Genomic DNA, 14,012 nt, shown 5'->3' on the forward strand with positions numbered 1-14,012 from the left:
AAGGCAATCTATGAAAGAGCGAAAAAATTATATTGATTAACTTTCAGGTATAAGGGTAAAATAGAGATTGTTTTTGAAATCTGTTATGATGATTATGCAGTGCAGATATGGTCTGTTTAAGCCTGAGTGCCAGGAACATACCAAAGATACTATCCTTTTTAACAAGCTGAATCATCCTTCCAATGCTTCGATGAACCTCAAACGCTTTCTTTCCTTTTTCCTTTCATATTCTTAATACAGTACGATATTGTCATTTTATATGGGGAAAATGATTTAAAATTCAAAAGAGTGGTGTCAATATGGGATTAAATATATCCAGTTTAGAAAATATGAAGTTAAAAGAGCTCTATGAACTTGCCCGGGAATATAAAGTTTCCTACTACAGCAAGCTGACAAAGAAAGAGCTGATTTTTGCCATCCTGAAAGCCCGCGCTGAGCAGGAAGGCTACTTTTTCATGGAAGGCGTGCTGGAGATCATCCAGTCTGAGGGCTTTGGCTTCCTAAGGCCAATCAATTACTCGCCAAGCTCAGAGGATATCTACATTTCCGCATCGCAAATCAGGAGATTTGATCTAAGGAACGGAGATAAAGTATCCGGAAAAGTCCGCCCGCCAAAGGAAAATGAACGCTATTTCGGCCTCCTGCAGGTTGAAGCTGTCAATGGCGACGATCCGGAATCTGCCAAGGAGCGTGTCCACTTCCCGGCTTTGACGCCTTTATATCCTGATAGGCAGATGAAGCTGGAAACAACGCCGAAGCATGTGTCCACAAGGATCATGGACGTACTTGCACCGGTTGGATTCGGCCAGCGCGGACTGATTGTCGCTCCGCCAAAAGCGGGTAAAACGATGCTGATAAAGGAAATCGCCAACAGCATCACGACGAATCATCCTGAGGCAGAGCTGATTGTTCTCCTCATTGATGAGCGCCCGGAAGAAGTGACTGATATTGAACGTTCTGTTGCCGGTGATGTAGTCAGCTCGACATTTGATGAAGTGCCCGAAAACCATATTAAAGTGGCCGAGCTTGTCCTTGACCGGGCAATGCGCCTCGTGGAGCATAAACGGGATGTCATCATCCTCATGGACAGCATCACAAGGCTTGCTCGTGCTTATAACCTGGTTATCCCGCCAAGCGGACGTACGCTGTCCGGGGGGATTGACCCTGCAGCATTCCACCGTCCGAAGCGTTTCTTCGGGGCGGCGAGGAATATTGAAGAAGGCGGAAGCCTGACCATCCTAGCAACAGCCCTTGTTGATACCGGCTCACGGATGGATGATGTCATTTACGAAGAGTTCAAGGGAACAGGAAACATGGAGCTTCACCTTGACCGCCAGCTTGCAGAGCGCCGTATTTTCCCGGCCATCGATATCCGCCGTTCAGGTACACGGAAAGAAGAGCTGCTTATTCCGAAAGAGCATCTGGACAAGCTGTGGGCGATCAGGAAGTCGATGTCGGATGCGCCTGATTTTGCTGAGAAGTTCCTCCGCAAGCTGAAGCAGACGAAATCCAATGAAGAGTTCTTTGCCAATCTCGGCGAAGAAATGAAGAACGGCAGGCGTTCCCAATCCTGATCTGTTCACAATCTGAAAGTCAGTAAATCCCATCTTGCAAAAACATGATGTCCTTGTTATAATAACAACAGTGTGTTTTTGAATTATACGGTGTGTCCAAACATCGTACTATATAACTCTGTTTCGCAAGACTCAGGGCAAAAGGAGATGAAAGAAATGAAAGCAGGAATTCATCCTAATTACAAGAAAATCACGGTTACATGTGCTTGCGGCAATCAGTTTGAAACTGGTTCTGTAAAAGATGAGGTTCGTGTTGAGACTTGCTCTGAATGCCACCCATTCTATACTGGCCGTCAGAAATTCGCTGAAGCAGGCGGACGTGTGGATCGTTTCAACAAAAAATACGGTCTTAAAGGTCAACAGCAATAATGATAAGAAACAGGCAAGTTTTTACTTCTTGCCTGTTTTTTATTGCCGATAGAAGAATATGATGATTAGATAGGTTTATACTTTTAACAAAAAGTGTAAGTTGTAAAAGGGGAATTGGCGCTTTGGCGCCGTGTTTTCTTTAGCAAGGAAGGAGAGGCCACTCATGTATGTAATGAAGCACCACGGCTGGGTTGAGGTTATCTGCGGCAGCATGTTTTCGGGAAAATCGGAAGAGCTCATCCGCCGTGTCAGAAGAGCGCAATTTGCAAAGCAGAAGATAGCTGTGTTCAAGCCGCAGATCGATAACCGCTACAGCGAGGAAGCAGTTGTCTCCCACAATGGAACATCAGTCATTGCCAAACCCATCAGCCATTCAACGGACATCTTCAAGCATATTGATGAAGATATGGAGATTATTGCCATTGATGAAGTGCAATTTTTCGATGATGAAGTTGTGAAGGTGATTCAGCATTTAGCTGATAGCGGATACCGGGTGATCGCTGCCGGGCTCGACCAGGATTTCCGCGGTGAGCCGTTTGGCCAGATGCCGGCTTTGATGGCAATTGCAGAACTTGTGACAAAGCTTCAGGCAGTATGTGCAGTGTGCGGTTCGCCTGCCAGCAGGACCCAGCGCCTCATTAACGGAAAGCCGGCTTCATACGATGATCCGGTCATTCTTGTCGGAGCATCAGAGGCTTATGAGCCGCGCTGCCGCCATCACCACGAAGTTCCGAAATCGCCGAATGTCCTCAACAGTTCGGAAACGACCCGTACGTTATCCTAATAGATGAAAGCTCAGGCTCTGCTTAGTGAAAGCAGGGTTTTTTGCTGTCTGAGTGGCCGGATTCCTCCAGCAAACTGCCTGAATTTGGGTTGCGGATTCACCTCCGGGAAAGGAAAACCTATTAATGGAGGTGTTTGAAATGATGAAATCCATTTTCGCAGCTGCAGCAGTCCTTTTGGCCGCTCTATTGGGAGGATGTGCACAGGATGATAATGTGGCGGGGATCCATGAGCAGAACGAAGACCAGAATGGGACAAACTTGATCACTGACGGCGGGGGCCAGGTAAAAAGGGGCCTTGATCAAGTGTCTGACGAGGACCGCGACAGGACGATGAGCGATCAGAACCCGAACTTCCTCAATATCGATGGAGGGCGGGTCAACGATCAATCTGATGTTGACAAAGCGCGCCAGGTCGTCAATCAATACACAGAATATGAGCCGGATGAAGTCTGGATCAATGGCGGCCGCATGTGGGTCACGGCCCACACAGACAAAAGCCTGTCAGCCGAAGAAAAACGAAAGGCCCAAGCCGAACTGCACAAAACACTCACCAAAGCCCTTCCGCGGTATAACATTGAAGTGCGGTTGAGTGAGCGGTAGGAGAAGTGAAGAAATGGTGACAGGTACCTGTACCACTTCTTTGAAATGGTGACAGGCACCTGTACCACCTTTCTGTGCGAAGACCTTGATTTGGGTAGGTTTGTATTGAATAGGGTGCCTGTCACCTATACCACTTCTTTTTTGAAAGGTGCCTGTCACCTATACCACTGCCTATGCACTTCCAGCCCTGGTTTTCCGGGGCTTTTTAGGTTTTGACCTGGGATGCGCTGTATACTATAATTAGAATGTTATGGGCATGATGGTTTAATGGACTTATTTTATGAATTTATGAGCTTTTTTAGGTGTGAAAGCCGATTTATATAGAATAGAATCAAAATGAGGTGAAGGACTGTGTACGATCGTCTTCAAGCTGTAGAAGATCGCTACGAAAGGCTGAATGAGCTTTTGAGCGATCCTGAGATTGTTAATGATACAAAGAAGCTGCGCGAATATTCCAAGGAGCAGTCAGGCATCCAGGAAACGGTGGAGGCATACCGCGAGTATAAAGAAGTCCGCGGGCAATACCAGGATGCAAAAGCGATGCTCGAAGAGAAGCTCGATGCGGAAATGCGCGAGATGGTGAAGGAAGAGATAGGAGAGCTCGAAGACAGAGTGGAAGCTCTGGAAGCGCGCCTGAAGATCCTTTTGATCCCGAAAGACCCTAACGATGATAAAAACGTTATTATGGAAATCCGCGGAGCGGCAGGCGGCGATGAGGCTGCTCTGTTTGCCGGTGATCTTTACCGCATGTACAGCCGCTTTGCCGAGGTGCAGGGCTGGAAAACAGATGTGATCGAGGCCAGCTCAACAGGTGTCGGCGGCTACAAAGAAATCATTTTTATCATCAACGGAAACGGTGCCTTCAGCAAGCTGAAGTTCGAGAATGGGGCCCACCGTGTTCAGCGTGTGCCTGAAACTGAATCTGGCGGCCGCATCCATACTTCGACAGCAACGGTTGCGGTTCTGCCGGAAGCGGAAGAAGTTGAAATCGAGATCCACGATAAAGATATCCGCGTCGATACATTTGCTTCAAGCGGACCAGGCGGCCAGAGCGTTAACACGACGATGTCAGCCGTGCGCCTGACCCACTTGCCTACAGGGACGGTTGTTTCCTGCCAGGACGAAAAATCACAGATCAAGAACAAAGAAAAGGCAATGAAGGTTCTTCGTGCCCGTGTGTATGATAAATTCCAGCAGGAAGCACAGGCGGAATACGACCAGCAGCGGAAATCCGCAGTGGGCACCGGTGACCGTTCTGAACGGATCCGCACCTACAACTTCCCGCAAAACCGTGTAACAGATCACCGCATCGGCCTGACCATCCAGAAGCTTGACCAGATTCTTCAAGGCAAGCTGGACGAAGTGATTGATGCCTTGATCATGGAAGAGCAGTCAGCCAAGCTGAAGGAAGCTTCAGATGCCTGATCAGCCTATGAAAGTCTATGAAGCCCTGAAGTGGGCTTCTTCTTTTTTAGAAACGGCAGGGAGAGATTCCAACGCGGGTGAAATCCTCCTGGGCCACTTTCTGAATATGAGCCGTTCCCGCCTGCTTGCGGAGATGAGGGAAGAGCTGGATCCGAGGATACAAGGGGCCTTCAAAGAAGCAGTTCAGCTGCACGCGGACGGCAGGCCGGTCCAATATATCATTGGAAAAGAAGAATTTTATGGGCGGACATTCCTTGTGAATGAAAATGTCCTCATCCCCCGTCCGGAAACAGAAGAGCTGGTGCTGGAAGCCCTGAAGAGGAAGGAAAAGCTTTTCGGCAGAGAGGCTGCTCCTGCGGCTGCTGATATTGGAACCGGAAGCGGAGCGATTGCGGTAACCCTGAAATTGGAATCGCCTGACCTCCAGGTAACTGCCACAGATGTGTACGGGCCTTCCCTTGATACGGCAAAGGAAAATGCAGACAAGAACGGTGCTGAAATCGAGTTTATTTTAGGAGACCTGCTGCAGCCTTTCATAGAGGAAAGCCGGAAATTCGATATTATCATATCCAATCCTCCCTATATCCCGCTCAGCGATATGGAAGGGATGTCTGAAGTCGTCACCGAAAACGAGCCCCACCGCGCCCTATTCGCCGGCCAGGATGGACTCGACCTCTACCGACGCTTCATGGAAGAACTGCCGCTCGTCCTAAAAGAAAAATCACTCGTCGGCTTCGAGGTCGGCGCCGGCCAAAGCAAAGCCGTATCAGAACTGCTGCGGACCGCATTCCCAGATGCCAACATAGACATAGTCTACGACATCAATGGGAAGGACCGGATGGTTTTTGCGGAGATTGGCTGGCAGGATTAGTTTTGTTAAGGGAATTTATGCATTTGAATTCCAGAGTAAGGGGGCCATTAGCGGAATGGTTTCCCTTTTTTTATTTTGAACTTGTATTTTCGTTCAAATTTTATTAGGAATTTTTAAATTTGTGAGCAGGCATACCATTTTTTAAAATTCTCGAGAAAACTGAAGGTGTTCCTGTCTTATTATTGGCGGGTATTGGTCGTTGTGGGTGTTATTCTACATAAATTTTGATCTATTCTACATGAAAATTCAATATTTCTACTAAAAATTCCATTTATTCTACATAAAAATCAAAAGATTCTACATAAAATACATTTATTTCCAATTGTTGATAGTGCAATACAAATAATATAGTGCCATACAGAAATCAACAGACAAAGAACAGAATCTAGTCCCCATCCTTTGGTCTTATGCACAAAAATTTTTAAAAAACCAGTTGATTGGAGTGCAAGGCACGAAGACTCCTGCAGGAAATAGCGGAAGAGTTGAGACCCCGCGGAAAGCGAAGTGCCTGGAACGGAAATCAACAGACCCCATTTATAAGCAATCTAAATGACAGATCTCAAACACGGGATTTTTTTTTTATATTTTGCTAGTTTAAGAATCCCCCTTCCTGTCCACAATGGATTAGTGAAGGGACGGTGTCGGAAATGACAGCAAAATCATTAGCGAAATTATATATCATTATCTTATCCTTAGGAACAATGCTAAGCCTATACATACCAAAAACAGAGGTAGCAGCGGAAGACCCGCTCGTCATACCGCAGGAAGCCATCCGCCTACGCATCCTCGCAAACAGTGACAGCGAAGGAGACCAGGCGTTGAAACGGCTGGTGAGGGACGCAGTCAATAAGGAAATCACTGAATGGGTCAGCGAACTGACTTCAATAGAAGAAGCCCGTTCATTAATCAAGTCGCGCCTGCCGGAAATCCAGGAGATAGCAGAGAACGTGGTAGAAGAAGAAAATTCAGATCAGACAGTTAAAGCCAATTTCGGCAAAGTGGATTTTCCTACTAAGCTCTATGGCCAGTTTCTATATCCTGCCGGCGAATACGAAGCAATTTTAATTACACTTGGTGAAGGCGATGGAGCGAACTGGTGGTGTGTTCTTTTTCCTCCTCTATGCTTCCTTGATTTCTCGAATGGAGTAGCTGTAAGTGATGGATTCGAAGAGGAAAATCAGGAAAAAGGAGAAGTTGGTAAAAAAGAACTAGATGGGAATGTGCTGGAAGATAGTGAGTCTAAAGAACCATCTAGCGAAAAAGAGCCGGTCTTTGTTAAAGAAGAGGAAGAAAAGCCGGAAGTTAAGTTTTTTATCAAAGAATTATGGGATAAAATCTTCGGATAGTATGCTGCTCTTTTCATAGAGCGGCTTTTCTTTTTGTAGGAAAAACGGCACAAGAGAAGCTGATGCCATTGTTACAAGTGCATGACAAGCCTTTTACAGATGCTGGGAGCATGTTTGATTCTGGGAGAAGCGGATATTAAAGGAGTGTAAGCCAAAACAACAATTACTGAAAAGGAGATGGAAGACATGGCAAACAACAATAACAACGATAAAATGTCCCGCGAGGAAAGAGGCCGCAAAGGCGGAGAAGCAACCAGCAATAACCATGACAAAGAATTCTATCAAGAGATCGGTAAAAAAGGCGGAGAAGCAACATCTGAAAATCATGACAAAGAATTCTATCAGGAAATCGGCCAAAAAGGCGGAGAAGCTACTGCTGAAAGCCATGACAAGGAATTCTATCAGGAAATCGGTAAAAAGGGCGGAGAAGCTACTTCTGAGAACCATGACAAGGAATTCTACCAGGAGATCGGCCAAAAAGGCGGAGAAGCTACTTCTGAAAACCATGATAAAGACTTCTACCGCGAAATTGGTGAAAAAGGCGGAAATTCAAGAAACAACAACAACGACTAAGTTTATAGTGTAAAGGAAGTTTAAATTGAAAGATTCCAGATAGCACGGCAGCCCGTTAACTGATGGCTGCCGTGTTTTTTTATTCTTTTTATGTTCTACTTTTTCCCGCGCCCCATAGATATATTACTAGATTACAAAATCTTAGTGGGGTGAGCGTATGGAGACAATGATCCGCTGTGCACAAAATGGAGACGAAAATAAACTGGCCGCGTTTTTGGAAAAAGCCAATCTGGGGACAGAAGGCATTTCTGATTCTATCAATTATTTCTTGCTTATGGAAGATGAAGAGGAAAATATTAAAGCGACATTAGGCATTGAGCCTCTAGGAAGTGTGGGCCTCCTCCGCTCACTGGTACTTTCGGAAAGAGCATCTGAAAAAGATCTGCTGCTGCTTGTGGAGCAGATTCTGCGGCTTGCGAGGGAAAGGGAACTCGAGTCACTATATATGGCGACAAATAAAAAAGGAGCAGCAGAGTTCTTCAAACTGCTTGGCTTTCAGGATGAAAAAAGCGAGCTTCCGGAAGAACTGTACAGTTCCGCCCATGTCCAGCATATTCTAACTGTGGATAACTTTTCATTCCTGAAGCTTTCATTATGAATTGTGGATATATCCACAAAGTTATCCACTATTATCGAAAAGTTATACACAAATTGTGGACAAAACTTGAGTTATCCTCCATCTTCTTTTATACTTTCAAAAGTGATTGTGGTTTAAAAGCTGAAACAAAGGGTATACCACACAGAATTTGAACAGTATTGAAGGTGGGCATAACAATGAAGACAGAAATTTGGTCAGTGGATAAAAATGTGGATAGTTTAAATGATTATCCACAGATTAAACAGGCAGCTGCTCTTTTAGCCCAAAATGAGACGGTTGCCTTTCCGACTGAGACTGTTTACGGACTTGGTGGAAATGCAAGAAATGACGAAGCAGTCAAGAAGATATTTGAAGCGAAGGGCAGACCTTCTGACAACCCCCTCATTATTCATATTGCGGACAGGGAGCAGCTTGAGGGGATTGTGGAAAGTGTCCCGGCTAGTGCAGATAAGCTGATGGAAGCCTTTTGGCCAGGTCCGCTGACAATTATATTCAATAAAAAAGACGGGCAGCTCTCAGAGACAGCAACGGCAGGGCTGAATACGGTAGGAATCAGGATGCCGGATCACCCGGTGGCTCTCGCCATTCTCCGTGAAAGCGGCGTTCCGGTAGCCGCTCCAAGCGCGAACAGGTCCGGGCGGCCCAGCCCGACTACTGCCGGACATGTGGAGGAAGATTTGAACGGGAGGATTGCAGGAATTGTGGATGGCGGTCCTACCGGAGTAGGTGTTGAATCCACTGTCCTGGATTGTACGGGAGAGATTCCGGTCATCCTGAGACCTGGCGGAGTGACGAAAGAGCAGCTCGAGCGGGTAGTGGGAGAGGTAGCGGCCGATCCTGCGCTTGCCGATGAGAAGGAGGCGCCGCGCTCCCCCGGCATGAAGTATCGGCATTATGCACCTGATGCTCCCTTATATATAGTAGAAGGAACAAGGGAACGGATTCAAGAATTGGTGAACGAACAGCATACGGAAGGCCTGAAAGCCGGTGTGCTTACAACGGCCGAAAATGAAAAATTTTACGACAGCGATTTTACATTTATATGCGGCAGGAGAGCGAATCTGGAAACAGTGGCAGCCTCCCTTTACGAAGCATTACGGAGCTTCAACAGCTCTGGAGTGGATGTGATCTTCAGCGAATCCTTCCCCGCAGAAGGTGTCGGTGAAGCCATTATGAACCGGCTTCTCAAAGCAGCAGGCCATCGAATCATTAAATAATTTTAGTGCCAGGCACCGTCTGTGGACATTTCAATGTGATTTGTGCGCGGGAGGTGCCTGGCATTTCTTAGCCCCGCAGGAAGCGGGTCATGAGGACGTTGCCATACGACGTGGCGTACTTAGTCCGCGTTCCTCGATAGAACAGTCGCCTCCGCTTTTCTATTGTCCAGCTCCGGCTCCTAGGTGCTCGAGTCATAAGCCAAGCAGGCCAGAAGGTTACAGAACAACCTTCCGTCCTGCTCGTCTTATGCATGAGGCGCGCAGGATGCGGGTCATGCGGACGTTGCCACAGGACGTGGCGTACTTAGTCCGCGTTCCTCGATAGAACAGTCACCTCCGCATTTCTAATTCTATTTTCCCTTGGACGTGCATATGCTGAATTAGCAAGTCCAAGGAGGAGAATGGATGACTTCGTTTTTTGGGGAACTTATTACGTTGATGTTAATGGCGTTTGCCCTCGGGATGGATGCTTTTTCGGTCGGGCTTGGCATGGGCATGTTCGAGCTGCGCCTGAGGCAAATTTTTAAAATAGGAATAACGATCGGTCTTTTCCATGTCTTCATGCCGCTGTTAGGAATGATTGCCGGCAGGTTCCTATCGGAGCAGTTCGGCTCTATTGCGGCCTATATCGGGGGAGGGCTGCTGCTGCTGCTCGGTGCCCAGATGATTTGGTCAAGCATCAAGGATGATGATTCAAGCTTGATTACACCCGTTGGTTTCGGCCTGCTCATTTTTGCGTTGAGTGTCAGCCTGGACAGCTTTTCGGTCGGTCTCTCTCTTGGAATTTATGGAGCGAAAACAGCGCTTGTCCTGGTATGTTTCGGTGCAGCCGCGGCGATTCTGACATGGGCAGGGCTATTGGCCGGACGCAAGGTTCAGGGATGGCTTGGATCCTACAGCGAAGCACTCGGCGGAGCCATCCTCCTCGCTTTCGGCATAAAGCTGTTATGGCCATTTTTTTAATGCGGGAGGCTATTCATTCAGAAAATAAAGGCATCCTGGCGGGTGTCTTTTTATGTTGCGTTCCTTTTGCTGGGCAAGCCCCCTCCGCATTTCGTATTGTCCAGCTGCGACGGCTAGGGCCTCGAGTCATAAGCCACGCTAGAATTAAAGGCAAAGAACGCCTTTTATTCTAGCGCGTCTTATGCTTGTCGGCCCTGGGCAAGCCGTCTCCGCATTTCGGTTTGTCCGGCTCCAGGGGCTAGAGCCTCGAGTCATAAGTCACTTAGGAATTAAAGGCAAAGAACGCCTTTTATTCCTAAGCGCCTTATGCTGGGCCCGCAGGATGCGGGTCATGCGGACGTTGCCACAGGACGTGGCGTTTTTAGTCCGCGATCCTTAATCTGAGCAAGCCCCTTCCGCACTTCGTGTGAACTTTCTATAAATTTTTCCATGCTTGTCTATTGAAACTGTGACAATTGGCTTATAATGGAGGGAAAGGGGGCTGCATCGATGAGACGCGTATTGTTTGTTTGTACTGGTAACACTTGCCGGAGCCCGATGGCAGAGGCTATTTTGAAGAGCAGGGAGCTTCCGGGGATTGAGGTGAAGTCTGCTGGTGTGTTTGCTGCCAATGGGGGACAGGCCTCCGCACATGCGAAGCAGGTTCTTGAGGAGCAGGGGATTGCCCATGTACATACCTCGAGCGCACTGACGGCAGAGCTGGTTGAATGGGCAGATGTCATTTTGACGATGACGTCCGGGCATAAATGGAATGTGGTCAGCATGTTTGAGGGAGCAGAGGGCAAAACCTTTACACTGACAGAGTTTGCAGGGGAACACGGCGGTGAGATCCTTGATCCATTCGGCGGAAGCCTTGAAATATACAGAGAAACCTTTAATGAACTGAAAAAGCATATTGAACAGATTATTAACAAATTAGAGAAGTAACGACCAGGGGGCAATTATGGAGAAGAAGCGCTATAAGTTCGGGTTGAGAAAAAAGCTTGTGCTGTTAACGACCATACTGGCATTCATTACCTACACCACGAGTGCGGTGTTCATTTATGGTCTTTATCCAATTGTGAAGGAGTATCTGCCGTTCGGGGAAGCGGCTTTTAACATTATCACGCTTTCTCTTGGGGCCATGTGGTCCGGTGTATTGACATTCGTTGCGGCCGGCTTTATCACGAAACCGCTGCAAAAGCTGGAGAAGACAGCTCTGAAAGCGGCAGAAGGCGATATCAGGGAAGACGCGGAGCTTTCCAAATCAGATGATGAAATCCGTTCCCTCGGAGCGGCGTTCAACCATATGCTTTCAAATCTCCGGGAAATGGTCGCGAAAATCGATGAAAATTTTCAGCATACCAATGATAAAGTAATCAGCATTTCACAGGAAGCATCAGCTGCTGCCGAGCAGGCTGCAAGCATCTCCAGGACAATCGGCGAGATTTCCCTGGGTGCCGACAGCTCAGCTGTGTCGATTCAGGCGACTGCCGAGTCGGTCGAGGATGCAACAAGAATTGCTGAAGAAGTACAGCAGCAGGCGAAAACGTCCCAGCAGGTTTCCGGTGAGCTAGTCGATGATTTGAATGAATCGAAGAAAGTCATCCACTCTCTTGTAACTGGAATTACCAAGCTGGCGGAAGATAATCAGGAATCATTGCAGACCGTCAAGCGCCTCGAAGATAATGCCGCGAAGGTAGAGCAGATCATCCAGCTGGTGGGAGATATTGCAGCTCAGACCAACCTGCTGGCGCTGAACGCTTCGATTGAGGCTGCGCGTGCAGGTGAGCACGGCAAAGGCTTTGCCGTCGTGGCAGAGGAAGTCCGGAAGCTGGCTGATGAAAGCGCCAAAGCGGTCCAGGGCATTTCCGAATTGATTAAAAACATCCAGAATGAAGTCCAAAATGTTGTTAGGCAAATTACGGACCAGGTCGAAACGGCATCGGCCGAGGGGAAAAAAGGAGTCAAAACCAATCAGGTCATCGGTGAAATGACGAATACCGTCAACCAGATGGCTTCGTCTGTCACAACGATTTCGAGCCTGGTGGAGCAGCAGATGGAAGGCATCCGCCATTCTGCCACCCAGTCGCAGGAAGTGGCAGCCATCGCGGAGGAAACATCCGCCGGAGCCCAGGAGGTCGCCTCTGCAACTGAAAATCAATCAATGGTCATTTCCAATGTGGAGAAGCTTGCTTTTGAATTGAAGGATGAGGCGGAAAAGCTGAAGGAAACGATCACCAAGTTCAGGGTTTAAACAACAAGAAAGAATCTCTGCGGCACAAGCGGGGATTCTTCTTTATTTCACAGCAGGCGATTTTGCTGATGGATAAATAGGGGAATAGATATAAATATAAATGGAGGTGGATGGGTGAATGAATATAGAGGATATTATCGCAGGATTGGGCAGCAGGACACCGGCCATCCTGGGAAGCAATAAATTCATAAACTATTCAGTTCTCGTACCGCTGATTGAAAAAGAAGACGGTGTCCATGTCCTTTTTGAGGTCCGGTCCATGGAAATGCGCAGGCAGCCGGGGGAGATTTGTTTTCCGGGGGGAAGGGTCGACAGATCGGATCCGGACGTGAAGCATACAGCAATCAGGGAAACAACCGAAGAGCTGGGAATCCCCATGGATGAAATTAGAGGGACAGTTCCCCTTGACTATATGGTATCCCCGTTTGGCATGATCATCTACCCTTTTGCAGGAATGCTGAAGCCTTCCCGGCCTTTCCAGGTGAACCCGAAAGAGGTGGGGGAAGTATTCACCGTACCGCTTTCCTATCTGCTGAAAGCCAAGCCTGAAATTTATAAAATGAATTTCAGGCTGGAACCGGAAAACGGTTTTCCTTTCGACCGGATTGCCGGCGGCGAAAACTATAATTGGCAGACAAGGTCAATGGAAGAATGCTTCTACTATTTTGAGGATAAGGTCATTTGGGGTTTGACCGCCCGGATCCTGCAGCATTTTATAGAGATTGTCAATGAACTGCCGGAACAGAAATAGGCCCTTCCCGATGGAAAGGCCGCCGGGTTACATAACCCGTTTGGCGCCCAGGTATTTCTTCGCCCAATAAGAGTCTGTCAGCTTTACAACGGTGACGCCTTTTTTGACGGTAACAGCGAAGAATTGATTGTGACCGGCATAGATGCCCACGAAGGAAGCCTTTTTGCTGCTGCCGCCGGCTGTGTTAAAAAAGACAAGGTCACCCGGCTTCAGGTCTTTCTTCTGAATGGTTTTCCCTGTTTGCTGCATTGCGGCAGAAGTCCTCGGAAGCTTAACGCCTGCTTTGCCGTACACATGCTGAACAAAACCGGAGGCATCAAATCCCTTCTCTGATGTGCCGCCGTATTTGTATTTGATTTTTGCATGGGTAAGCGCATCTGCATATTCAATGACGACATTTAGTTTTTGTTCAACATTCAGTTTTGGCTGGAGCTTCCCGAAAGTATCGGTGAAAACGTCTGCTGATGCACCTGCTGAATGGAAGGACAATCCTGCCATCAGCACAGAAGCGGCAGCAAGGCCTTTGAATAGATTCTTTTTCATTTGAATTCCTTCTTTCTTTGGTTTGTCTTCATTGGTAATTGTAAATGGCAGCGGGAAAAAAATCGTTAAGCATTGTTTACAGTTTCAGGAATAGGCGTTACCTTTCTGTAATTTTTTTAGCAGCAGAAACAGTCCGGCCAGCTTTCTATTTCAGCTTACTT

General features: G+C 47.5%; 15 protein-coding genes and 1 pseudogene. 15 read left to right on the forward strand and 1 reads right to left on the reverse strand.

Going from position 1 to position 14,012, the window contains the following annotated elements; all coding sequences use genetic code 11:
• Positions 1 to 299 precede the first annotated feature (299 nt).
• From rho to CYJ37_RS07805, 15 genes and pseudogenes are all read left to right on the forward strand, one after another.
• Positions 300 to 1,574: a transcription termination factor Rho gene (gene rho / locus CYJ37_RS07740; RefSeq protein WP_009792602.1), complete on the forward strand. Its 1,275-nt coding sequence runs from the start codon at positions 300 to 302 to the stop codon at positions 1,572 to 1,574.
• Between the two features lie 156 nt (positions 1,575 to 1,730).
• Positions 1,731 to 1,943, forward strand: coding sequence for a 50S ribosomal protein L31 (gene rpmE, locus CYJ37_RS07745; protein WP_009792603.1), 213 nt, complete (start codon positions 1,731 to 1,733; stop codon positions 1,941 to 1,943).
• 163 nt (positions 1,944 to 2,106) lie between these two features.
• Positions 2,107 to 2,727 (forward strand): thymidine kinase, encoded by a 621-nt coding sequence (locus CYJ37_RS07750; RefSeq protein ID WP_094769143.1) that lies wholly within the window; start codon positions 2,107 to 2,109, stop codon positions 2,725 to 2,727.
• Positions 2,728 to 2,866: 139 nt separating this feature from the next.
• Positions 2,867 to 3,328, forward strand: a complete 462-nt coding sequence (locus CYJ37_RS07755; RefSeq protein WP_142385234.1) for a hypothetical protein — start codon at positions 2,867 to 2,869, stop codon at positions 3,326 to 3,328.
• Between the two features lie 351 nt (positions 3,329 to 3,679).
• On the forward strand, positions 3,680 to 4,753 hold the full coding sequence (gene prfA / locus CYJ37_RS07760) for a peptide chain release factor 1 (protein WP_009792606.1): 1,074 nt from the start codon (positions 3,680 to 3,682) through the stop codon (positions 4,751 to 4,753).
• On the forward strand, positions 4,746 to 5,624 hold the full coding sequence (gene prmC, locus CYJ37_RS07765) for a peptide chain release factor N(5)-glutamine methyltransferase (protein WP_276537450.1): 879 nt from the start codon (positions 4,746 to 4,748) through the stop codon (positions 5,622 to 5,624). Before prfA ends, prmC begins: the two co-directional genes overlap by 8 nt.
• Positions 5,625 to 6,271: 647 nt before the next feature.
• Positions 6,272 to 6,970 (forward strand): stage II sporulation protein R, encoded by a 699-nt coding sequence (spoIIR, locus tag CYJ37_RS07770; RefSeq protein ID WP_101548889.1) that lies wholly within the window; start codon positions 6,272 to 6,274, stop codon positions 6,968 to 6,970.
• A 186-nt stretch (positions 6,971 to 7,156) separates the two neighbouring features.
• Complete coding sequence (gsiB, locus tag CYJ37_RS07775; RefSeq protein WP_022544504.1) at positions 7,157 to 7,543, forward strand: glucose starvation-inducible protein GsiB; 387 nt, start codon at positions 7,157 to 7,159, stop codon at positions 7,541 to 7,543.
• A gap of 157 nt (positions 7,544 to 7,700) precedes the next feature.
• Complete coding sequence (locus CYJ37_RS07780) at positions 7,701 to 8,141, forward strand: GNAT family N-acetyltransferase (RefSeq protein ID WP_009792611.1); 441 nt, start codon at positions 7,701 to 7,703, stop codon at positions 8,139 to 8,141.
• Positions 8,142 to 8,317: 176 nt separating this feature from the next.
• A complete protein-coding gene (locus tag CYJ37_RS07785) occupies positions 8,318 to 9,358 on the forward strand; it encodes an L-threonylcarbamoyladenylate synthase (protein ID WP_101548891.1) in 1,041 nt (346 codons plus the stop codon).
• 405 nt (positions 9,359 to 9,763) lie between these two features.
• Positions 9,764 to 10,321: a manganese efflux pump MntP gene (locus CYJ37_RS07790; RefSeq protein ID WP_022544503.1), complete on the forward strand. Its 558-nt coding sequence runs from the start codon at positions 9,764 to 9,766 to the stop codon at positions 10,319 to 10,321.
• A gap of 489 nt (positions 10,322 to 10,810) precedes the next feature.
• Positions 10,811 to 11,248: a low molecular weight protein arginine phosphatase gene (locus tag CYJ37_RS07795; protein WP_035401974.1), complete on the forward strand. Its 438-nt coding sequence runs from the start codon at positions 10,811 to 10,813 to the stop codon at positions 11,246 to 11,248.
• Positions 11,249 to 11,444: 196 nt separating this feature from the next.
• Positions 11,445 to 11,618 (forward strand): annotated as a pseudogene (locus CYJ37_RS28080) (HAMP domain-containing protein); the annotation flags it as partial.
• A 12-nt stretch (positions 11,619 to 11,630) separates the two neighbouring features.
• Positions 11,631 to 12,557, forward strand: coding sequence for a methyl-accepting chemotaxis protein (locus CYJ37_RS07800; protein ID WP_441296442.1), 927 nt, complete (start codon positions 11,631 to 11,633; stop codon positions 12,555 to 12,557).
• A gap of 118 nt (positions 12,558 to 12,675) precedes the next feature.
• A complete protein-coding gene (locus CYJ37_RS07805) occupies positions 12,676 to 13,308 on the forward strand; it encodes an NUDIX hydrolase (protein WP_094769149.1) in 633 nt (210 codons plus the stop codon).
• A 27-nt stretch (positions 13,309 to 13,335) separates the two neighbouring features.
• Here the strand turns inward: CYJ37_RS07805 and CYJ37_RS07810 are convergent, their stop codons facing one another.
• Positions 13,336 to 13,851 (reverse strand): C40 family peptidase, encoded by a 516-nt coding sequence (locus tag CYJ37_RS07810; RefSeq protein ID WP_009792618.1) that lies wholly within the window; start codon positions 13,849 to 13,851, stop codon positions 13,336 to 13,338.
• Between the last annotated feature and the right edge of the window lie 161 nt (positions 13,852 to 14,012).

It is taken from the genome of Bacillus sp. UMB0728 (assembly GCF_002858875.1).
Lineage (GTDB): Bacteria > Bacillota > Bacilli > Bacillales > Cytobacillaceae > Bacillus_AB > Bacillus_AB infantis.